The 21,117-nt window shown below is 64.9% G+C and carries 17 protein-coding genes and 1 tRNA gene; 8 read left to right on the top strand and 10 right to left on the bottom strand.

All coding sequences use genetic code 11. The annotated features are described in order from the left end of the window. Positions 1–11 precede the first annotated feature (11 nt). Genes IPK66_09355 through IPK66_09340 form a run of 4 tightly spaced genes read left to right on the top strand, consistent with a single transcriptional unit; the run spans position 12 to position 6,139 of the window. Positions 12–1,961 carry an ABC transporter ATP-binding protein gene (locus tag IPK66_09355; GenBank protein ID MBK8175442.1) on the top strand — a complete coding sequence of 650 codons (1,950 nt, stop codon included), beginning with the start codon at positions 12–14 and terminating at the stop codon, positions 1,959–1,961. Next, positions 1,958–3,967: an ABC transporter substrate-binding protein gene (locus IPK66_09350; protein ID MBK8175441.1), complete on the top strand. Its 2,010-nt coding sequence runs from the start codon at positions 1,958–1,960 to the stop codon at positions 3,965–3,967. The genes IPK66_09355 and IPK66_09350 overlap by 4 nt, the downstream gene beginning before the upstream one ends. A gap of 10 nt (positions 3,968–3,977) precedes the next feature. Further along, a complete protein-coding gene (locus IPK66_09345) occupies positions 3,978–4,976 on the top strand; it encodes an ABC transporter permease (GenBank protein MBK8175440.1) in 999 nt (332 codons plus the stop codon). Continuing rightward, entirely contained in the window at positions 4,973–6,139 is a 1,167-nt protein-coding gene (locus IPK66_09340; GenBank protein MBK8175439.1) for an ABC transporter permease, read from the top strand. Before IPK66_09345 ends, IPK66_09340 begins: the two co-directional genes overlap by 4 nt. Here the strand turns inward: IPK66_09340 and IPK66_09335 are convergent. Further along, the gene (locus tag IPK66_09335) at positions 6,130–7,023 is read right to left on the bottom strand and encodes a class I SAM-dependent methyltransferase (GenBank protein MBK8175438.1); all 894 of its coding nucleotides are present in this window, start codon (positions 7,021–7,023) and stop codon (positions 6,130–6,132) included. The genes IPK66_09340 and IPK66_09335 overlap by 10 nt on opposite strands. A 432-nt stretch (positions 7,024–7,455) precedes the next feature. Beyond that, the gene (locus IPK66_09330) at positions 7,456–7,767 is read right to left on the bottom strand and encodes a hypothetical protein (protein MBK8175437.1); all 312 of its coding nucleotides are present in this window, start codon (positions 7,765–7,767) and stop codon (positions 7,456–7,458) included. A gap of 112 nt (positions 7,768–7,879) precedes the next feature. Between IPK66_09330 and IPK66_09325 the strand changes: the two genes are divergently transcribed. Both IPK66_09325 and IPK66_09320 read left to right on the top strand, forming a co-directional pair. Further along, positions 7,880–10,069, top strand: coding sequence for an FAD-dependent oxidoreductase (locus IPK66_09325; protein ID MBK8175436.1), 2,190 nt, complete (start codon positions 7,880–7,882; stop codon positions 10,067–10,069). Between the two features lie 136 nt (positions 10,070–10,205). Further along, entirely contained in the window at positions 10,206–11,405 is a 1,200-nt protein-coding gene (locus tag IPK66_09320) for a TAXI family TRAP transporter solute-binding subunit (protein ID MBK8175435.1), read from the top strand. Positions 11,406–11,467: 62 nt separating this feature from the next. Here the strand turns inward: IPK66_09320 and IPK66_09315 are convergent, their stop codons facing one another. Further along, positions 11,468–12,511, bottom strand: a complete 1,044-nt coding sequence (locus IPK66_09315) for a sel1 repeat family protein (protein MBK8175434.1) — start codon at positions 12,509–12,511, stop codon at positions 11,468–11,470. 293 nt (positions 12,512–12,804) lie between these two features. On the opposite strand from IPK66_09315, the gene IPK66_09310 reads away from it, so the two are divergent. Further along, the gene (locus IPK66_09310; GenBank protein MBK8175433.1) at positions 12,805–13,758 is read left to right on the top strand and encodes a LysR family transcriptional regulator; all 954 of its coding nucleotides are present in this window, start codon (positions 12,805–12,807) and stop codon (positions 13,756–13,758) included. Here IPK66_09310 and IPK66_09305 read toward each other — a convergent pair. From IPK66_09305 to IPK66_09285, 5 genes are all read right to left on the bottom strand, one after another. Next, complete coding sequence (locus tag IPK66_09305; protein ID MBK8175432.1) at positions 13,685–14,371, bottom strand: redoxin domain-containing protein; 687 nt, start codon at positions 14,369–14,371, stop codon at positions 13,685–13,687. The genes IPK66_09310 and IPK66_09305 overlap by 74 nt on opposite strands. A 136-nt stretch (positions 14,372–14,507) precedes the next feature. Next, complete coding sequence (locus tag IPK66_09300; GenBank protein MBK8175431.1) at positions 14,508–14,978, bottom strand: DoxX family protein; 471 nt, start codon at positions 14,976–14,978, stop codon at positions 14,508–14,510. A 35-nt stretch (positions 14,979–15,013) separates the two neighbouring features. Continuing rightward, positions 15,014–15,820, bottom strand: coding sequence for a putative DNA-binding domain-containing protein (locus tag IPK66_09295; protein MBK8175430.1), 807 nt, complete (start codon positions 15,818–15,820; stop codon positions 15,014–15,016). After that, positions 15,804–16,676, bottom strand: a complete 873-nt coding sequence (locus IPK66_09290) for a DUF692 domain-containing protein (protein ID MBK8175429.1) — start codon at positions 16,674–16,676, stop codon at positions 15,804–15,806. Before IPK66_09290 ends, IPK66_09295 begins: the two co-directional genes overlap by 17 nt. Positions 16,677–16,708: 32 nt before the next feature. Then, positions 16,709–16,981 carry a DUF2282 domain-containing protein gene (locus tag IPK66_09285; GenBank protein MBK8175428.1) on the bottom strand — a complete coding sequence of 91 codons (273 nt, stop codon included), beginning with the start codon at positions 16,979–16,981 and terminating at the stop codon, positions 16,709–16,711. Positions 16,982–18,325: 1,344 nt separating this feature from the next. On the opposite strand from IPK66_09285, the gene IPK66_09280 reads away from it, so the two are divergent. Next, positions 18,326–20,452, top strand: a complete 2,127-nt coding sequence (locus IPK66_09280) for an AAA family ATPase (GenBank protein MBK8175427.1) — start codon at positions 18,326–18,328, stop codon at positions 20,450–20,452. Between the two features lie 119 nt (positions 20,453–20,571). Here the strand turns inward: IPK66_09280 and IPK66_09275 are convergent, their stop codons facing one another. Beyond that, entirely contained in the window at positions 20,572–20,778 is a 207-nt protein-coding gene (locus tag IPK66_09275) for a hypothetical protein (protein ID MBK8175426.1), read from the bottom strand. Between the two features lie 198 nt (positions 20,779–20,976). Further along, positions 20,977–21,062: transfer RNA gene (locus tag IPK66_09270), tRNA-Leu, on the bottom strand. Positions 21,063–21,117 lie beyond the last annotated feature (55 nt).

Here is a 21,117-nt window from a genome sequence, read left to right as displayed (position 1 = left end):
TGGAGGCACGTTTGCCGGCGGGCGAATTGATGCGCGTGCGCGATCTGACCGTCGATTTCGCGCTTCCCTCCGGCCCGCTGCGCGCCGTCAATGGCCTCGGTTTTCGCGTGCGTTGCGGCGGGGCGGTGGCCCTTGTCGGTGAATCCGGCTCCGGCAAATCGGTCACCGCACAAGCCATCTTGGGAATCCTGCCGCGCACGGCGCGGATCAGCCGGGGTGAGATTTTGCTGGCCGGCTCCGACGCCGCAAGCGGCAAGACGCAGGCACCGCTCGACCTTGCGATACTTTCGCCCGACACTCGGCAGTATCGCGCCGTTCGCGGCCGGCGGATCTCGATGATCTTTCAAGAGCCCATGACGTCGCTCTCGCCGCTGCACACGATCGGCGATCAGGTGAGCGAAGCGCTGCTGACCCATGTTTCCACCGGGCGCAAGGACGCGCGGCGCGTTACGATCGCGATGCTCGGCCTCGTCGGCTTCCCCGATGCCCAGCGCGCGTATGACGCGTATCCATTCGAGCTCTCGGGCGGGCTGCGTCAGCGGGCGATGATCGCGATGGCACTGATCTGCCGGCCGGCGTTGCTGATCGCGGACGAGCCGTCGACCGCCCTCGACGTCACCATCCAGGCACAGATCCTCAAGTTGATCGACGACCTGCGCAGCGAACTCGGCATGGCACTGCTTTTGATTACTCACGATCTCGGCGTCGTCGCCAACGTCGCCGAGGAAGTGGTGGTCATGTATCGTGGCCGCGTCGTCGAGAGCGGCATGCTCGGCGATCTCTTTCGCGCACCGCAGCACCCCTACCTCAAGGCCCTCCTGGCGGCGGTCCCGCACTTTGACATGAAGCCGGGCGAGCGCCTGCGGCCGTTGCGTGAAATTCGCGTCGGTCCCGGTCACCTGCTCACCCGCCGGATCGATCACGGTGCCCGCGGCGCGCGCGACCAGCCGCTGCTCGATGTTGCCGGAGTCTCCAAGACGTTTCGCGAACGGCGGCGGCGTGGGCTGTTCGGCGCCCGTGGCGAAAACGGCCCCGGACTCAAGGTCGTCGATGACGTCAGCCTGCGCATTGAGCGCGGCAGCTGCCTTGGCCTCGTCGGTGAGAGCGGCTGCGGCAAGACCACGGTCAGCAAGGTCATCTTGCGGGCGATCGAGCCCGACGCCGGCTCGGTGATCTTCGATGACGGCACGCAGCTGGTCGATCTGGTCAAGCTCGATCAAGCGGCGCTGAAGCCATATCGCCGCCGCATCCAGTACGTTTTTCAGGACCCCTTCGGCTCCCTCGATCCGCGAATGAACGTCTTCGACATCGTCGCCGAACCACTGATCGTTCACCGCGTCGGAGATCACGCCTATCGCCGCGAGCTTGTCGCCGAGCTGATGCGCCGCGTCGGACTCGATCCCCGCCATCTCGGCCGTTATCCACACAGCTTTTCCGGCGGACAGCGACAGCGCATCGGCATCGCCCGCGCCCTGGCGCTGCAGCCGGACCTGCTCATCTGCGATGAGCCGGTCTCCGCCCTCGATGTCTCGGTCCAGGCACAGATCCTCAATCTTCTGAAGGACCTGCAGCAGGAATTGGGCCTGACCTACCTGTTCATCTCGCATAACCTTGCGGTCGTCGACTACATGGCCGAGCGCATCGCCGTGATGTGTGCCGGGCGCATCGTCGAGGAAGCCCCGCGCGAGACGCTGTTCCGCGATCCGCTCCACCCCTATACCCGCGCCCTGCTCGCCGCCGTCCCCTACCCCGATCCCGCTCGCCGCCTCGACTTCGCGGCGCTGATGGGCGGGCGGGCATCGAGTCCCGCCGCTTGGCCGCCGCCGTTCGACGAGGATGGCGCGGGGCCGCCTGGCCTTTATGACCTCGGCGGCGGTCACCGCGTCCGCGCCCATTCCGCCCCCCCGTCGAGCCCGGGGAGATCGCGGTCCGGAGTGCCTTCGCCCGGGGCATCCGGATGAGCCGCAAGACACCCGGCACGGCGCGGCGCGGATGCAAACTCGTCATCCTCGCCGTCGCCATGGTCATCACCACGCTCATCGTCACGGACACGGATGTCTCTGCCGCCCGCTATCAGGAGGCACCGATGCTGGCGGACCAGGTGGCGGCGGGAACACTGCCGCCCGTTGACGACCGCCTGCCGCAAACGCCCGCCGTCGCCGACTTTTCTGCGCCGGGAATGATGCCGGGCCGGTATGGCGGTGAGTTGCGCACGCTGGTCAGCCAGCCGAAGGACACGCGGATGATGGTCGTCTGGGGCTACGCCCGCCTCGTCGGGTATGACCGCAATTGGAACCTTGTTCCGGACCTGCTCGCCGGCCTCGACGTTCAAGAGGACCGGATTTTCACCCTTCACCTGCGCAAGGGGCACCGCTGGTCGGATGGCGCGCCGTTCACCGCCGAGGACTTCCTCTTCTATTGGGAGGACATCGCCAACAATCACGAGCTGTCGCCGGGCGGTCCCGATCGCTTCCTGCTCGTCGACGGCCAGCCGCCGCGCTTCGAGGTCCTTGACGCAACGACCGTTCGCTACACCTGGGCAAAGCCAAACCCGTTTTTTCTGCCGGCGCTCGCCGGTGCCCGGCCCGAATACATCTTTGCACCGGCGCACACCCTGAAGGCGCTCCATCCCCGTTACCGCGACGAGAGCGAACTGCAGGCGCTTGCCAAGGCCGCCGGGCGCCGTAACTGGCAGGCAATGTTCAACCTCGCGAGTGAGCCCTACCGCAACGACGATCCCGACCTGCCGACGCTCGAGCCGTGGAAGCTCGAAACGCGGCCGCCGACCAGCCGCTTCGTCTTCACCCGCAATCCCTATTTCCACCGCGTCGATCCCGAGGGCCGGCAACTCCCCTATATCGATTCGGTGTCGATGACGGTGGCGAGCGCCGCGCTTATCCCGGCGAAGTCAGCCGCCGGCGATGCCGACCTGCAGGCGCGTGGCCTCGGATTCGAGAACTATACGGTTCTCAAGCAGGGTGAGAAGCGCAACGGCTTTCATGTTCGCCTGTGGCGCTCGGCTCGCGGCTCGGAGCTGGCGCTCTATCCCGATCTCACCATCGACGATCCCGGCTGGCGCGCGCTGCTGCGCGACGTCCGCTTCCGCCGGGCGCTCTCCCTCGCCATCGATCGCCGGGAGATCAACCAGGTGATCTACTTCGGACTGGCCAGCGAGGCCAATGATACGGTGTTGCCGCAAAGCCCGCTCTACCGTCCGGAATACGCCGAGCGATGGACGCGGTTCGACCTCGACGAGGCCAATCGCCTGCTCGACGAGATCGGGTTGACCGGCCGAGAGGGCAGCGATACCCGGCTGATGCCGGATGGACGGCCGATCGAGATCGTCGTCGAGACGGCGGGCGAGGAGCCGAGCCAGATCGCCATTCTGCAGCTCATCACCGACAGCTGGCGACAGATCGGCATCCGCCTGCTGCCCAAGTCCGAACAGCGGGACGTGCTGCGCAACCGGGCGTTCGCCGGTCAGTCGACGATGACCGTCTGGTACGGCCTTGAGAACGCGCTGGCCTCGGCGCAGACACCTCCCACGGAGCTGGCGCCGACCAGCCAGCAGCAACTGTGCTGGCCGAAATGGGGCCAGTACTTCGAGACCTCGGGCCGCGCCGGCCTGCCCGTCGACGATACGCAGGCGGAATCGCTGCTCGGCCTCTACGAGAACTGGATCGCCGCGAACACCATCGAGGCCAAGCGCGCGCTGTGGCACCGTATGCTGGCGATCCGCAGCGAGTTCCAGTTTACCATCGGCACCGTGCGCAACGTTCCGCAGCCGGTGGTCGTCTCCGACCGGCTGCGCAACGTGCCGGTCGAGGCGATCTACAACTGGGAGCCAGGCGCGTTCTTCGGCGTCTATCATCCCGATACGTTCTGGCTGAACGACGACGCGGCGTCTTCACTCGACGACGGCACGTCGTTTTCATTCGACGACGGCACGTCGTCCGGCGGCGGTTGACGGGGGCGCAATGCTGCTCTTTCTTGCCCGCCGGCTCGCGGTGATGGCGCTGACCTTGCTGGTCATCAGCGCCCTTGTCTTCGTCATCATCCAGCTCCCGCCGGGTGATTACCTCAGCACCCTCATCGCCGAACTGCAGAGCCAGGGCGAGCAGGTGGCGCAGGAGAAGATCGACTTCCTCCGTCATCAGTACGGGCTCGACCGCCCGATGATCGAACAGTACGGCCTGTGGCTGACGGGAATGCTGCACGGCGATTTCGGCTTTTCATTCGAGTACAATCGCCCGGTGAGTGAAATCGTCGGCGACCGCCTCCTGCTCACGGTCCTGCTGAACGCGGCGACGATCATCTTTGTCTACGTGATCTCGTTTCCCATCGGCGTCTATTCGGCGACGCGCCAGTATAGCTGGGGCGACTACGGGCTGACCTTCCTCGGCCTGCTCGGCCTCGCGACGCCGAACTTCCTGCTGGCGCTGATCTTGATGTATTTCGCCAACGTTGCGTTCGGAACGTCGATCGGCACGTTGATGGACGCCACGTTCATCAACCAGCCCTGGTCGATCGCAAAGGCGCTCTCGGTGCTCGAGCACCTGTGGGTGCCGGTGCTGGTCATCGGTACGTCCGGGACCGCCGGGATGATCCGCCGCCTGCGCGCCAATCTGCTGGACGAACTGCAAAAGCAGTACGTCGTCACCGGCCGCGCCAAGGGCCTTCCTCCCGGGCGCCTACTGATCAAATATCCGCTGCGCATGGCGCTCAATCCGTTCGTCGCCGACATCGGCAATCTTTTGCCCAGCATCGTCTCCGGTTCGGTCATCGTCTCGACGGTGATGTCGCTGCAAACCACCGGCCCCTTGCTGCTGGCCGCCCTGCAAAGCCAGGACATGTACCTCGCCGGTTCGTTCCTGATGTTCCTCGCGGTGCTGACCGTGTTCGGCATGTTCATTTCCGATGTCCTGCTGGCGCTACTCGACCCTCGCATCCGCCTTGGTGGCAGGGTCACGCGATGACCACCGGGGGCAATGACCGGCTGGCCCACACCGTCGACGCCACGCCGTTCGAGGCGTTCGAAGCGGAGGCACTGACGCCCGAGCAGGAGCGCTATTACATGGCACCGCAGTGGCGGATGATCTGGTGGAAGTTCCGCCGTCACCGCTTGGCTGTCGCCGCCGGGACCATTCTCCTCGCGCTTTACGCATCGATCGTGATTTGCGAGGTGCTGGCGCCTTATGCGCGAGATACCAAACACCGGGAATTCATCTACGCGCCGCCGCAACGGATCCGACTGTTCGACGACGGGCGTCTCATCGGCCCCTTCGTCTACGGTCTCGACTATCAACTCGACCTTGAGACGATGAAGCGCACGTATGCGGATGATCACCAGCGCGTTCAGCGCCTGCGCTTTTTCTGCCGGGGAGATCCTTATCGCTTCTGGGGAGCGGTCGGCGGGCATTTTCATCTCGTCTGTCCGGCTGAGGGCGGCGAATTCTTCTTCTTCGGCACCGACCGGCTGGGCCGCGACGTCTTTTCCCGGATTATCTACGGCGCGCGCGTCTCGCTGACCGTCGGCCTGTTCGGCATCGCCGTCAGCTTCGTCCTCGGCATCACCATCGGCGGCATCGCCGGCTACTTCGGCGGCTGGATCGACGCCGCGATCCAACGGGTGATCGAGATCTTGAAATCCTTGCCGGAACTGCCGCTATGGATGGCGCTATCGGCGGCGCTGCCGGTCAACTGGAGCCCGATCCTCGTCTATTTCGGCATCACCTTGATCCTCGGCCTGCTCGACTGGCCGGGGCTCGCCCGCGCCGTCCGCTCGAAGCTGCTGGCGTTGCGCGAAGAGGACTTCTGCACAGCGGCGCGGCTGATGGGCGCGAGCCCGCCGCGTATCATCGCCCGCCACCTGCTGCCCAACTTCATGAGCCACCTGATCGCCTCGGCAACCCTGTCGATCCCCTCGATGATCCTCGGCGAGACGGCGCTCAGTTTCCTCGGACTCGGCCTGCGCCCACCGGTCACCAGCTGGGGCGTTCTGTTGACCGAAGCGCAGAACATCGAAGCCGTCGCCCTTTATCCCTGGTTGCTGCTGCCGATGGCGCCGGTGATCGTCACCGTGCTCGCCTTCAACTTCCTCGGCGACGGACTGCGCGACGCCGCCGATCCCTATAGCTGATCGAAAATCCCCTTCGAGCCCGTGAACGGGCATTTTTCCAGCCACAAGCTCGACTCGTACGCGTCTGACGGCAACGGCACGGCGGCAAGTACGGATGCCGCCAGCCGGTCGGTGAGGCGGGTGGAGGCCCACCGGCTCGACCACAGAATGCGCCAGCCGCCACCCTGCAGCAGCGCTGCGACGCCCTGCTGTTCGTTATAGCCGCGCCAGGACCATTCGGCGGGATAGGGATCGGGCAGGAAGATATCATGCAGGTGAACGAGCGCACCGGCCGGCAAGGCCGGCAGCACGCGGTTGAGCAGCCAGTCGACGTCAGTGCCCGGCATGAGCACGTGGCTGCCGTCGATAGCGAGCATGTCGCCCGCCTGCAGCCGGGCAAACGGCGCCGTGCCGGCCTGCTGCAGCGGACACCGCAACACCTGCACGCCAAGCCCGTTGATCGCGGCGCGCGGACGCGGATCAATCGCAACGATGCGCGTCGCCAGACCACCATCAGCCACCGCCCGAGCGAACCAGCGGGTCGAGTGCCCGGAGCCGACCTCGACCACATGACGGGGGGCGCGTGAGCGGATCAGCGCGTACGCCGCGGCGGCATCAAGCCGCGGAAACCAGTCCTGCCACCAGCGCGGCGCCGGCGCCGGCGCGCTCGCAGCATCGATTGCGGCCAAGTCGGCGGCATACCCGTCGATCGCATCGAAGAGAGCATCAAAGCGCGGCCGCGCCTCCGTCATCCAGGTATCGATCACGGGATAAAAGGGATCGGGCAGGACAGAGGAACCGGCGACGGTGGCAAAGCGGCAGGGAATAAAGAAGCCGCGCTGCTTCAATCCCAGAACGGTCGGCAAACCCAGAGCCAGTGACCGCCAATGCTCACGCCACCTCATAGGCAGTCTATCAGCCGCGCGATCGAACGGCACGCAGAGTGGGCGACGGGCCGTCGGTGCGCGGGACGGCGGTGGTTACAGACTTGGAACGATGACCGCGGTCCATGCCAGACCGATGCCGATGGCGACGAAAAGCTCGGGCCATTTCTCCGCAATGAAGCTACGGAACATGATTGGTTGTTCTCCCCAAAATAGCGTGCAAGCGCCTGATAAACGGGCGAGTCTGTCGACGATCTCCCAAGGTTAAATATGTGACGGAGCTGCGGCTTTACCAAAGCGCGTGTTCGCTCAGCGAGCGGTGCCGCTCAATCGATTGAAAAATCTATCAAAAATAGAACAATCCCCCTAACGTGCACGTGCAGTGCCCTTATTCGCCTGACGAATCAATGCGATGTGATTCGCGACGCGACCTGCGTCCAGCGCGAAGGCGGCCTAATCGGGGTCATTTGCCGGCCGCGCGTTTTGCGCCGCGATCGAACGCACATCGGCGATCGTCGACTCGACAAGGTCCAGCAGATAGCCGCGACTGCCCAAAGAGGCCACCAGTCCGCGAACGACATGCAGTTTTGCCTCAAGGTCGCCGAGCGAGCGCGCCGGTGTCGTCAGGAAGCGGACCTGCAAGTCGGCGAGGCGGCATTCAAGGTTGCCGATCGCGCCTGTGCCCGGCTGCCGCACAGCCTGCTCGGCAAAAGCGAGTTCACGGCCCAGTCGCGAAAGCGTCGTTTCGTCCTCGTCATCGGCCATGTCCGCCACTCCTCGTCGCGATGCAACGCATCATAGCTCCACCCTATCGACACGCTACGGCTTTGGCATTTCCCGCGACCCGCTCGCAACGACGATGATCCGAAAGCACCGCATGTCAATCGGAGAGAGCGAGGGTGAGATGGGACGGGTGAGGATGGACACGCGCGCGGCCCCTGGTCACGCGAATACCCGCTGGGCGTCGTTGCTCGAGCACGCGCAAAGCATCGGAACCACACTGAACGAGACGGTTGCGCCATTGCTCGATCTGTTCGTGCGGATCTGGCTGGCACAAGGGTTCTTTGCCTCTGGCCTGCTGAAGACAATCAACTGGCCGGCGACCGTCTACCTCTACACCGCCGAGCATCCGCTGCCTGGCGTCGCACCCGATCTCGCGGCGAGCCTCGGCACCGGGATCGAGCTGATCTGCCCGCTCCTGCTGCTCGTCGGCCTTGCGACACGTGCCGCGTCGCTGCCCCTGCTCGCATCGCTCGCCTTCCTCCACTTCACCTACAAAGCGGTCGACGCGGACGTCTATCAGATGCTGCTACTGGGCGTGCTCGCCGTGCGCGGAGCCGGCCCGCTCTCGCTTGATCATGCGATCGCTCCGAACCTTGTCGCCTCCGCCCTGCCGTTCGGCCGGTCATATCAGCGGCTGGGCGCCTGGTTGCACCGGCGCGCCTTGCCGTTCGCCCTGCTCGTCGTCCGTCTCATCACCGCCGTCATGCTGGCCCGCGCCTTTCTCGCGCTCCCCTCCGAGCCGACGACGCTCGCCTCGGCCAGCGTCGCCGCGTTCAACCTGATGGCGATGGCGTTCGCCTTTGGCCTCGGAACGCGGCTTGCTGCACTCTTGCTGTTGCTGCTGGCCTGGTTCCACGCTGGGATGTCGGCGAGCCTGTCGGCGGGTGACGGTGGAACGCTGCTGACGCTCGGGCTGATCCTGATGGACTTTGCGCTGCGTGGCAGCGGCGGGCTCGCCCTCGACCGACTGATCTCGCAACGCCTGATTGCCCTATATCCCAGCCTCGGCGGTAGCGCGGAATGGCTCGATGGTGCACCGCGCGTCGTCATCGTCGGCGCCGGTTTCGGTGGCATCGCCGCCGCCCGCGGCCTCAGGCATGCCTGGGCCAACGTCACTCTGGTCGATCGCCGCAATTATCACCTCTTCCAGCCGCTGCTCTACCAGGTGGCAACGGCGAGCCTGTCTCCGGCCGAGATCGCGACGCCCATTCGCACCCTCGTGCGTGGCCAGACCAACTGCCGGGTGGTCATGGGCCGGGTGAGTGGCATCGATCCGCTCCGGCGCGAGGTGCTGCTCGACGAACAGCGACTGAGCTATGACTATCTGGTGCTGGCGACGGGTGCCCGGCACAGCTATTTCGGCCGGGACGATTGGGAGCGCTTTGCTCCGGGACTGAAAAAGATCGATGACGCGACAGCGATGCGGGGACGAATTCTGCGCGCCTTCGAGCGGGCAGAAACCTGCGCTGATGCCGACGAGCGCGCGCGTCTGCTCACGTTCGTCATCGTCGGCGGCGGCCCCACCGGGGTGGAACTCGCCGGCGCCATCGCCGAACTCGCCCAACATGGCATGCGGGGCGAGTTCCGCACCGTCGATCCGGCCAGCGCCCGGGTAATTCTCGTCCAATCCGCGCCACGACTGTTGCCGGCGATGCCGGAGACCTTGTCGGCAGCGGCGCAGCGCGCCTTGCAATCGCTGCACGTCGACGTGCGAACGGGCGCCAAGGTCGAGGAGATCGATGCGCGCGGCGTGCGCATCGGCGAGGTTCGCATCGAAGCTGCGAGCGTGCTGTGGGCGGCGGGGGTGATGGCGTCACCCGCCGGGCGCTGGATCGGCGCGCCACGAGACCGCAGCGGCCGGGTGATCGTCGGCGCCGATCTGTCCGTCGATAGCCTGCCGGGCGTGTACGCGCTCGGCGATACCGCCGCCTGCCCCGGCGCCGATGGCGCGCCGCTGCCCGGCCTCGCCGCCGTCGCCAAGCAGCAGGGCGCCTACGTCGCGCGCCGCATCCGCGCACTGATCGAAGGCCGGCCGGCCGAAAAGCCGTTCCGCTATCGGGATCTCGGTTCGATGGCGACCATCGGACGCAAGGCCGCGGTCGCCGATCTGCGGGGCATGCGCCTGAGCGGCAGCATTGCCTGGTGGCTATGGGGCGCCGTGCACGTGGGATTCCTCGTCGACGTGCGCAGCCGTGTTGCCGTGCTCGTCGAGTGGTTCTGGTCGTATATGACCTACGCGCGTAGTATCCGGCTGATCACCGGCAACGAGGGCGGCGTCGACTGACCGGCGATGATGTCCGATCACGTCTCTGTTTGAGCCTTGCCGCTTGCGGCCACATTTGTGACAGTGCCGCATGCGTGACGTCGTGTACGAGCGACGTGATCGCGCGTCCTTCGGCGGAGACCACTGGAGCATGGAGATGGTTCATAGAGTCATCAGCGCTGCCATCGCCATGGTTATTGTTGCGGTTGGGCTGGCAGGTGCCACCGCGCAAGCGAGTGATACCATCGTAGCCCGCCAGGATAGTGCGCGCGAGGTGAATGCAGGCACGGTGGCGATCATCTCCGGTGGAATCAACGGCACCTACATCCGCATCGCTAGCGATCTCGCGGCAGTTCTCGATAACGGAAATACGCTGCGTGTTCTGCCCATCATCGGCAAGGGCTCGGTGCAGAACATCACCGACATCCTTTACTTGTACGGAATCGACATCGGCATCGTGCAGTCCGACGTTCTGGGCTATATCCGCAAGGAAAAGCTCGTTCCGCACATCGAGCAGAGCATTCGCTACATAACCAAGCTCTACAATGAGGAGGTTCACGTCCTCGCCGCCAGGGGTATCAACCGCCTGCAGGACTTGCAGGGCCGCAAGGTTAACGTCGACGTCGCCGGTAGTGGCACGGCGATGACCGCGTCCACACTGTTCGGCACCCTCGGCGTGACGATTGAAGCCACCAACTTCGATCAGGCACTCGCGCTTGAAAAGCTGCGCAACGGCGAGATCGCGGCGATGGTCTATGTCGCCGGTAAGCCGACGGAGCTGTTCCGCAAGATTGAAGACGCCAATAGCGGGCTTCACTTCGTGCCGGTGCCGCTGACCGAATCACTACTTCCGATCTATCTTCCGTCGACGATCACGCACGAGGATTATCCGAGCCTTGTGGCAGACGGACAACCTACGGAAACCGTCGCCGTCGGCGCGGTCATGGCCGTCTATAACTGGAATCCGAAAACTGACCGCTACAAGCGGGTGGCCGCGTTCGTCGATGCGTTTTTTGATCACTTCGGTGAGTTTCTTAAGCCACCGCGCCACCCCAAATGGCAGGAGGTGAATTTGGCGGCGCAGCTTCCGGGCTGGACTCGCTTTCGAGCGGCGGATGAGTGGCTCGCCAGCCTCGATGCGGCGACCGGCAGCGTGACCACCGCCGGATCCGATCGCGCGCTAAAGGCCTCGTTCGACGAATTTTTTAAATTCATCAGCGAGACGGGCGGTCCGGGCGCGCGGCCGCTCGATGCACAAAGCCGCAACGCACTCTTCGAGCGCTTCGTCGAATGGCGCAGTCGCCCGACCGCGTCCGCACCTCAGAGAGGACCCGGCGCAACTAGCCCGGAGCGCTGAGCCGCCCGCCTCGACCACTTGAGCACCTGTCGATCCCCTGCGGGCGGACCGAACCGGCCGCGTCAGCGCTCTGCTGTGCGGGGCGTGGCCGCGCGCAAAGTGGCCGCTGCGCCGGCATCACCGTTCGCCGCATCGCGTTTCAGCCGATCAAGCAGGCGTTCGGCGAGCGAAGTGCCCTCAGCACTGCCCAGGTCGGCGGCGGTGCGATACCACGCGAGCGCCGCTAGCGGGTCGGGTCGCGCGCCACGAACATCGTCACGGGCGAGAACCAGCGGATCGAACGTCCCCGCCATCGCCAGCGCACCCGCCATGCTGCCGCCGTTTGCGGCACGCTGATAGAACAGGCGTGCTGACGTTACGTCGGAAAGCGCGAGAAACGCATCGCCCCGACCGATCAGCGCCTGCGGGCCGATGCCGTCGCTGCCGGCAGCAGGAACCACGATCGGCACCTCGTCGGCGGCGAGCTGGCCACTGGCGGCGGGCGGCCGGACCGCGGCGGGTTTCACCGCCTTAACCGGACCGTCCGTCAGCGGCAGCGCATCCTCGCCCGAACGAGTTGCGGGAGCCGCTACCGCAACCTTTTGCGTACTGACCGGCATTCCGGGAATGGTGCCGATGGCAACACGGCGACGCTCGGTATCACCGACCGGATCAGCGACACTCAGCCGCGTCTCCAAGGTGCTTGCGGCACCGCTCGCCGTCGACATTCCCTCCTCAGCGGTCTGGAAGACCGGCTTTTCAGAGTATCCGACCATCAAGAGCGCGCCTGCCGCGGCGCCTGCGGCCGCAGCGAGCGCCAGCCACCGCGCGACTGCCGGCCGGCTCACCCGGACTGTCGTCGTCACCGCCGGGGCCGTGGTGTTCGATCCCACCGGCGCAACACCCGTATCGCTGCTGCCGGTAACGACACAGGACGCCCCGTCCTCTGCGACCGGCGGTGCCTCCCGGACCACCAATCGGCTTGCCGGGGCGTTGCGTCCGCCCGCTGGAGAGATCCACACCGCACTAATCTGGCCGCTGTCCTTGTCCCGCCGAGACAACGGAGAGCCGGGATTCCGCTCACCGCCAACCTGCCCGCGACCGGGGCCGAATGTTCGCGCCTTCATGATCGCTCCCCCAATCGGACGACATGTTTTGTCGTCTTCATGTCATATGGTCGAAACACTATCACGATCGCAGATCGTACGTCAGGTCAGTTAACGCTGGCATTTGCACTTAACTGGCCGCCCCGACGGCACGCATCGCCGGTTTGTGGCGATCGCTCGCTCAGTAACGCGAGCGCGTATGTAACGTCTTTCGTCGTATCGTCGTAGTGTCTTACACGAAGCCAACGTGGCTTCAACCACGCAAGGCCGCTTATAGTCCGGCTCGAGCGCCGGCCACACGGGGAGGATGGTTTATGGAGCTGTATCAGGTGCGATATTTTCTCGCCTTATGCGATACGCTCAACTTCACGCGCGCGGCGGAGGCCTGCAACGTGGCGCAGCCCAGCCTGACCCGCGCCATTCAAAACCTGGAAGGAGAACTGGGCGGGCCGCTGTTCCACCGCGAGCGGCAGCGCACCCATCTGACCGACCTCGGTAAGCTGATGCGGCCCTACCTCGATCAAATGTCCAATCAGGCGGAAGCGGCGAAGGCGCGAGCGAAGGACTTCAGCAAGCTGCTCGATGCTCCGCTGAGCATTGGCGTGATGTGCACAATTGGACCCACGAAGCTCCTGGGCTTGTTCAGCGACTTCCAGTCGCGTCACCCCGGTATCGAGATCTCGCTTCTCGACGCCAAGGCGAAGGTTCTGGCGGAACGTCTGGAGAAGGGTGACATCGACATCGCCATCTACGGCACCCCTTCCGGGATCGATGATACCTTTCACGCGATGGAGTTGTTTACCGAGCGCTTCGTCATCGGTTTCGGTCCCGGGCATGCTTACGAAAGCCTGCCGGCGGTGCGCTTGCAGGACCTGCACCAGCAACGCTACCTCAGCCGCGTCAACTGCGAGTTCGCCGAGTACATGCGCGACATCGCCCAGCAGCGCGGGATCGAGCCGCTCCGCCCCTATCGCAGCGAGCGCGACGACTGGATCCAGGTGATGGCGCTGGCCGGCCTCGGCTTCACCTTCATTCCCGAATTCGCCGTAACCGTCTCCGGACTGCACACCCGCCTGCTCATCGAGCCGGAAGTCACCCGGACGATTCATCTGGTTACGGTTCGCGGACGCCCCTTTTCGCCCGCGGTCGGTGCCTTCGTGCGCTTGGCGATGGCATACAAACCACGCTTTCAGGTTACGAGCGCGACGCCGGCTGCGGAACCGGGCAGCATTTCAACGCTGCTACCACTGCCTGCGGCTCGGTCCTGAGGAGGGGATCGACGCCAACTTCAGCGAACGACGCGATGCCGTCGGTCCCGACAACGTAGGTGGCAATCAGCGGCAGCGGTAGCGGCCGCCCGTCTTCGCCGATCGGACAGTTCACGCCCAATCGACGATAGCCGTCGATCAGATCGTGCCCGGGCGTATGAAGCAGACCGAACAGCCCGCAGATATGCCCACCCGGATCACTCAGAAGCCAGGCACCGCCGGCCTCGCGCACGAACGCGTTCCCGGCGAGGTTCGCGGCCGCCATCGGAGCCGGTTCGGTGCCCAGCGCGATCCAGTTCGCTCCCAGTCGACCCGTCTGCTCGGCCGCACGCGCATAGGCGGACAGCGTCAGCCGGCATAATGGTGAGGCGCTCGCGAGGAACACGGTAATCGCGACCGGCCCCCGATCGAGAAGCGCCTGCAGACCGATCACATCCCCATGCGGGTCGCACAGGGAAAAATCGGGAACCATCTCACCGCACCGCACCGCGGCGTCGACCACGCCCGACTGCTCGACTTCGGCGACGGCCCGCCGAAAACGGCGTTTGTTCTCGTCGGGCCATTCCGAACACAAAGCCTCAGCGGTCTTGATCAACTCATCGCGCAAGGTCATGACCGCCTCGTTATTCGTTGAAGCAGACGCCTCCGACCGGGATCGGTTCGAAAAAATCCGGGGTCGGTTAGACGAAACAGACCATCCAGAACCGTGGCCATCTCGAACTCATACGCTTTCGTGGCCTGCTCCGCGCTCAACGGCGCTGATCGGCCGTACGCATGAACCGGTGCGATACGAGATGATCCAAGCTCAGCAACCCGCCGCCGCGCGTGAGCAGATACACCAGGATCGAGCCCCACAGCAGATGGTCCGGCCAGCTCGCCGGATAAACGAAGATCTGTATGACCGCCGTCATACCCAGCAGCGCCGCCGCGGCAAAGCGCGTGCCGAGCCCAAAAACCAGTAGCACCGGACAGGACAGCTCGGCCGCCGCCGCCATGTAGGCCGCGATCTCCGGCGGCAGCAGCGGTACGGCATACTCATATTGAAACAGATTGAGCGTTACATCCCAGCTCGCGATCTTCGTCATCCCCGACCGCCAGAAGACGACGGCGATGGCGAAGCGGAATGCCAGTCCCAGGAGTGATTGAGGGTAGCGGCCGAGCAGGTCTCGTCCGGCGCAGAACGCGCGTACGATGCCGGGTTCGGTGCGTCGAGAAGACATCGCGCCCGTGGTCGTGGTCGTGGTCGTGCTGATCATCATCGCAACTCCTCGTTTTCGTCCACGTCACCGACGCGGATTTCGCTGAACACGCCGCCCTCCAAGAGAGCGCCGAACAACGCCGGCAGGTCAGCAACGCCGCCGGCCGTCTCGATGGCCGCGACGAACGAGGCGCCGTGTTTCAGCAGGGTTATGAAGGCGAATTCGGCGGCTGGCAGGACAAGCCAGCCAACCTCACCACCGCAGCGATGGACGAGCAGGTGGACCCCGCCGCCCGAGAGGTCGATCGTTTCGGCCGCTGCCGTGCATTCCTGATTGCATTCCTGGTTCGCCGCCCAGATCTGCGCGATGGGAAAGTTTGAGGCAATGAGACCCACGGACGGGTGCAAGGTGAACCTCGCGCCGGTGATCGCGCCTGGCGACATTGCAGCGAGCGCCGTGGCGGACAGCACCGGCTGGTCGGCGGCATTTTCCGCCGCCATCACCAACCACTCAAGGCGGGCGACGTCACCAAGATATGGCAACACCCGAGTTTCCGCGCATTCACCCAAAAACGCTGGAAACTCAGCGCCATACTCGCTGAGACACGGCGAGCGCGGCGGCGTGGTGTCAACGAAACGGCGGGCGATGGCGCGGAAAAACGCCTCGCCGACGAGGCGCCGCACCACCGGAAAACTCGCCGCCAGGGCATCGATCAGACTGACGCGAAAGTGGTTGCGATAGATGCCGAGGCGCGATGCGGCCGACAGCCCGTCGGCGCTGATCGCGTCATTCAAAACCGATGGCATCTCGCCGCCCCGCAAGACGGCGCGCATCGCCGCCTGCAGCTCAGGCAGCGGCGGCATTATGACCTCCATCGAGGACCAAAGTCCGGCGATGATCCGCCGTCGCCGCTTCGCCGACGAGGACAGAAAGATCGGGCAGACGCGTATCCCATTCGATCAGGGCGAGCGCGTGGGGAAATCGGCGCACGGCGTGCGCATAGAGCGACCACACCGCGTCGGAGACCCGTGATCCATGATCATCGATGACGACCGGCTGCCCGTCGGCATCGTTGACGCAATGACCGGCGAGGTGGATTTCCCCGACCGCGTCCGCAGGAAGCCGGTCGATCCACGCAACCGGATCGCCACCGAGATTTGCGCTCGAAACGTAGATATTGTTGACGTCACACAGAAGGCCACACCCAGTGCGGCGAACGAGTTCGCAAAGGAAGTCCGCCTCGTCCATCGTCGACGTCGTAAACCGCAGATAAGCGGAGGGGTTCTCGATCAGCAATGCTCGCTGCAGGCGATCCTGCGTGCGCGCAACGTTGCCGGCGACGATGCACAGGGTTTCTTCGCTGTAGGGCAAAGGCAGAAGGTCGTTGAAATAGACACCCGCAGAAATGCTCCAGCTCAGGTGCTCGGAGACGATCAATGGCTCGATGCGGTCGGCGAGATCGGCGAGCCGGTCGCAGTGACGACCATCGATGCCCTCGGCCGATCCGAGTGAAAGACCAACACCGTGCAGGCTGATGGGCCATTCCCGGCGCAGTTCAGCGAGTTGGGCGACCCGGGCACCGCCGCCCATGTAGTTCTCCGCGTGAACTTCGAGAAAACCCACGGCCGGACGGGAAGCGAGGATTGCCGCCGCATGTGGGGTGCGGAAGCCGATCCCGGCCCTGTCGCACGCGATGTCTGGAAAGAGTGTTGCCACCATCGTCGCTCCCGTCCGGCCCGAGCCTAGGTTGCCTAGCTCTTCGACGTGGTGCTGCCGCCGACGATGCGGTCGCAGGTGCCTGCCGGCAGATAGACCCACGAATCGCCCGCCGCGTCCTTGGTCACGGTCCCGGCGCACGAGTTCGATGCCGTCTGACAGTCGTTCTTGCCAGCCTTGACGACGCCATAGCATTTCTCGAACTTGTAGCTCGGCGCTGCGGCGGGACCCGCCTCGGCGGGGGCGATCGCGGCAATGCCCAGAGCTCCGACGAGCGCGCTGGCAACGGCGTATGCGGTTGCTTTCATGATCCTGTTCCCTTGATCCATTCAATCTCAGCCGGCTTTCCGTCCGCCCCGCGTCGCGGGAACCGCTACCGGCCGTGGGTCCAAGGTGTCGCAAATGCGACTTGGAGTGAAATGCCACGACGCTATGATCGCGATAGCGGGGATGCATCTTGCCCCTTTGCGGCAGGCACCTGTTCGCCGGCGGTGCACAAGGAGAATGCATGGGGGATACGCCGCAGGCGTCGACGACCTCGCGCCGGGCGAATCTGTGCGCGTTATTTGCCGCGCCCACTCCGGCGCGGGCGGCGCGGCAGAGTTATCCCCAGAATCCCCGTCGTTCGCGGATCCCCCCGGGGCGCCCGGTAAGCTAATGTGACAATGAGGTTTCGACGACGATCGACAGGCCGCCGTGGTGACGGACGCCGCACCGCTGGACCGGTCTGCGATGGCCGCTTGACCTGCGCGCCGCGAACAAGCACAAGATTGTTTCCAGCGGTGTTTGTGCCGTTGAGTATCGGGCGGCCATGTCGAGTATCGTTGCTTCGCACTTAGATGACGAATTCGACAGGGGTTTTTTGGTTATTGGTCGAGTATAGCCGTACAACAATCGTCGGTACGTGTGGTTATGTCCATGGGTCCGGCTCGAAAGCGTTCAGTTGTTGGGGGAGTTGATCGCGTTGGCCATCCTGCTTGGAGCCGAGCATGGCAGACCTCCAGAATATGAGCCGCATCCTTTACCATCACAATTGGGTTGATGTGAATGACTGGGCCGAGAGCATCGCTCGGCTTGCTGATCTGACCGACGACGAAATCGCTCAACTTGAGGTTTGTTGCGATCGCCCGCTCGTTGAGGCATCTTCGCCTGCAGCCCTTCGGGCAATTCCGGTGTCGCCGCAAAGGCGATACCGGTCGTCGCTGATCTCGCGGACGCGCCAGGGGTTTGCAAACGCTTTTGAGATGCTGCGCTTTGGTGCCCGTCGCGTTTGTTGAGCCCGCTCTGGCCCGCCTACAACGGTCTTTCTATTGACCGCTGATTTGCGCGCAGTTCGGTCTTGGGGCTGTTTCGCACCGGCAGGCTTGGCTTGGCGTGGCGATTGTGTTGATGGTGGCGTCCAAACGCAGGCATACTGGAGGTATGCCATCGTTTCAGGGGGCTCGCGGCCTTGCGAGCATCACCTCGGGTTTTGAGCGTCGCCCGCCCGGAATAATGAGCCCTTTGCCGCCGCTGATGCAGGCATTGTCCGGCGCCATAACGCTGCCAATTTTTTTCTATAACAATCCGTATGCAAGCGCACGCAACTCAGGCGTGAAGTCGGCGGAAAGACCCCTATGTAAGGGAGAGGAGTCGGCGATATAGGGACAGACATGCTCAGCGATTTGAAGGCTGATGTCAGGCAGGACTGCTTTGCAGCCTTCCAGCCGACGGATGATCCGAAACTGTGCTACTTCGATGCTCCCCGGCGGCACGCTGCCGCCCGGCTTCTGTCGGGGATGTACGAGGGCGGTGGACTCTATCTTCTCATCGGCGAGGCGGGAGCGGGCAAAACGATCTTGCTTCAGCATCTTGCCGCGCAAGTCCGATCGCTCGATCGCGTGCTGCCACTCAGTTCGACAGCGGTCGTACCATGCAGACCGGGGCTGACGCTCGCCGGCCTGTTCGCTTCTTGCGCCCGCGCCTTGGGGGAGATCGAGTCCGACGCTTCGCCGCTGAAGGTAACCCGGCACCTGCAACAGTTGGCCGAGAACGACCGCGTGCCGGTGCTGCTAATCGACGATGCGGACGGATTGGACGACGAGGCGCTCGACGGTCTGACGACGCTGACCGGCCTCGAGGTGTCGGGGCGGCGGTTCCTGTCCGTCGTCCTCAGCGCGCGCCCATCCTTGCTCGCGCGCGCGCCGATCGCGTCATGCAAGCCCGGCGGAATCGCAACGGACACGAAAGCCGACGACTGGCGAATTTTCCTACAGCCGATGTCGGAAGCCGATGTCGGGCGCCTCATTTCTCACCGGCTGCGGGCGTGTGACGTCCTTCCGCCAGCAGCGTTCGACGGCGATGCGATCGCTGCGATCGCCCGCGAAAGCCGGGGGATCCCCGGCGGCGTGATCGATGCGTGCCGGCGAATGCTGGGCCATCCTCACGCGTCGTCGGACCGCGCCGACGGCAAGACGGACGAGACAACGGCGCTGCTGTGCGTCGATGGCACGAGCCAAACGCGCGACACCGTTGTGCCAGGGCGCGTTTGGCGGACCGCCGCGCCCGGTCCAGCGACGGCGAGCCGCGCGCAGTCCTCATCACGCGTCGTCTCCAATGAGCTTCCGCCACCGTCACGCGCGGAGCAACCGGCAGCCGAAGAGCCGTCCCCCGTGCGTCCGCTGCGGCCGACCCCCCCGCAGGCGGCGTCCGTATCCGCATCTGGGCCGCACACGCCGGTTCCGCCAGTCTCTCCGCCGGTGTCGTCCGCGGTTTCGCCACAGCCTTCCGCGCGCGAGCGCCCGCTGCCGGCTGCCGGCGTCGCACAACCGGCGCGCCTGCGCATGCCGGCGGACATACAGGCGCGATCCGCCCGACCGAAACCGCGGCGCCGCCGTTTCGGCGGTCTGGCGCTGGCCGGCGGGGGGATACTCGCGGCGGTCACCGCGTCGGCGTTGATATTATCGCAAAGAACCGGCACGAAAGATCAACTGCCTGTTTCCGCGAGTTCGGGCCCATCGCGATCCGCCTGGGAAGACCACAATGGGACGCCATTGCCCGATCCCTCGGCGCCCGACGCGTCCGGCACCAATCTCTCTGCTTCGGGAGCGGTTCGGGCCGGGCAAGGCAGCGGGCCGTGGGTCAGCAGCGATCTTGGCACGGGGGGCCGCTTCGGCGGCACCCCGCCGGATGCGGATGCCTTCACGCCAGGCAAAACAGAAGAGGCCCGCCATCCCGAGACGGTCGTAACCGGCGGGGCTCCAGCCTCGGCGGAATGGCCAGAACAAACGGCGCACAACAATCCGGCTTTAGGCACTGCACCAAAAGCTGCGATCAGTGCCACGCCACCACCGCCACCGCGAGCCGAGCGACCGACGCACGCGTCGGCCTCCCCCGCGCCAGCGTCGACGCCGCCGTCGACGACCGGCCGACGCCGCCACGAGGCGGATGCCCTGCTGCGCAACGGCGATGAGGAACTCGATGCCGGAAACGTCGACGACGCGCGCGCCGCATACATCGAGGCATTCGATAAAGGCAATACCGAGGGGGCGATGAAGGTCGCCCGGACCTTCGATCCTCGCTTCGTCAAGCCAGGCTCGGGCACACGCAGCCCGGCGGAAGCCATCTTGTGGTACCAGGACGCGGCGCGGAGGGGCGATCGACAAGCCAAAGATGAAATCGACGGTCTCGCCACTTGGCTGGGCAACGCCGCGTCGTCTGGCGATGCGGAGGCGCGCCGCGTGCTCAATGCGTGGCATCAGGGCACTGAGGAGCAAGGAGCGGACAGCGAAGGGCAGTGAGCGATCGGGTGATTGCGGAGCCTCGTCCGGGTCCCGACCCTCACGTGAAGGCCGGGACCGGTGTTGTCCGTTCGCTGGTCCGGCCCTCGCGGAATCCGTAATCCAGCGCGGTCGATGGCTCAGGCGGTAATGACGACCTGGACGTGACCAGCGGTAATCTCCGCCGGCACAGGTTGCAGGTGCGCGACGTTGTCTTTCAGCCATTCGGCTGCTTTCTCGTTCGATTCAAGCGCCATCGCCTCGGTGGAAAAGACGCTGATCGTCGCCATCACCCCGTCACCGGCATCGATGGCGTAATAGGCGATGAACCCCGGCGACCGGCGCAGTAGCGGAACGAAAGAATCGCCGATCTTGGCACAGACCTCTGTGACCGAGACGACGCTCCGATACCGGCGGATACTGATGTGCATGACCTTCCCTCCTTTGACGTTTGATTGATGCCCCTGTTACGCTTGCCGCTGGCGCTTTCCGCTCCCGCGGGTCGTGTGGCGTCCCTGCGCGTGTTGCGCCTTAAGCCTTAATTGTGGTGCCCGCTGGGGGACTCGAACCCCCACTTCCGTAGGAAAACGGATTTTAAGTCCGTTGCGTCTGCCAATTCCGCCAAGCGGGCACGTCCGGCTTCGCGTTTGCTCCGCCACGGATGGTGCTGCAAGTGTACCACCGCG

The organism is Rhodospirillales bacterium, from assembly GCA_016712595.1.
In the GTDB taxonomy this organism is placed as follows: Bacteria; Pseudomonadota; Alphaproteobacteria; order Rhodospirillales; family Defluviicoccaceae; genus Defluviicoccus.
Note: the sequence above shows the minus strand (reverse complement) of the source record. Positions and strands in the feature narration are given on the sequence as shown.

Bases quoted from the DNA above. Each gene is read 5' to 3' on its own strand.
- IPK66_09350 (MBK8175441.1), top strand. From the start codon at position 1,958: ATGAGCCGCAAGACACCCGGCACGGCGCGGCGCGGATGCAAACTCGTC.
- IPK66_09325 (MBK8175436.1), top strand. From the start codon at position 7,880: ATGTCAATCGGAGAGAGCGAGGGTGAGATGGGACGGGTGAGGATGGAC.
- IPK66_09310 (MBK8175433.1), top strand. From the start codon at position 12,805: ATGGAGCTGTATCAGGTGCGATATTTTCTCGCCTTATGCGATACGCTC.
- IPK66_09320 (MBK8175435.1), top strand. From the start codon at position 10,206: ATGGTTCATAGAGTCATCAGCGCTGCCATCGCCATGGTTATTGTTGCG.
- IPK66_09285 (MBK8175428.1), bottom strand. From the start codon at position 16,981: ATGAAAGCAACCGCATACGCCGTTGCCAGCGCGCTCGTCGGAGCTCTG.
- IPK66_09300 (MBK8175431.1), bottom strand. From the start codon at position 14,978: ATGTCTTCTCGACGCACCGAACCCGGCATCGTACGCGCGTTCTGCGCC.
- IPK66_09330 (MBK8175437.1), bottom strand. From the start codon at position 7,767: ATGGCCGATGACGAGGACGAAACGACGCTTTCGCGACTGGGCCGTGAA.
- IPK66_09335 (MBK8175438.1), bottom strand. From the start codon at position 7,023: ATGAGGTGGCGTGAGCATTGGCGGTCACTGGCTCTGGGTTTGCCGACC.
- IPK66_09340 (MBK8175439.1), top strand. From the start codon at position 4,973: ATGACCACCGGGGGCAATGACCGGCTGGCCCACACCGTCGACGCCACG.
- IPK66_09305 (MBK8175432.1), bottom strand. From the start codon at position 14,371: ATGACCTTGCGCGATGAGTTGATCAAGACCGCTGAGGCTTTGTGTTCG.
- IPK66_09345 (MBK8175440.1), top strand. From the start codon at position 3,978: ATGCTGCTCTTTCTTGCCCGCCGGCTCGCGGTGATGGCGCTGACCTTG.
- IPK66_09315 (MBK8175434.1), bottom strand. From the start codon at position 12,511: ATGAAGGCGCGAACATTCGGCCCCGGTCGCGGGCAGGTTGGCGGTGAG.
- IPK66_09280 (MBK8175427.1), top strand. From the start codon at position 18,326: ATGCTCAGCGATTTGAAGGCTGATGTCAGGCAGGACTGCTTTGCAGCC.
- IPK66_09290 (MBK8175429.1), bottom strand. From the start codon at position 16,676: ATGGTGGCAACACTCTTTCCAGACATCGCGTGCGACAGGGCCGGGATC.
- IPK66_09295 (MBK8175430.1), bottom strand. From the start codon at position 15,820: ATGCCGCCGCTGCCTGAGCTGCAGGCGGCGATGCGCGCCGTCTTGCGG.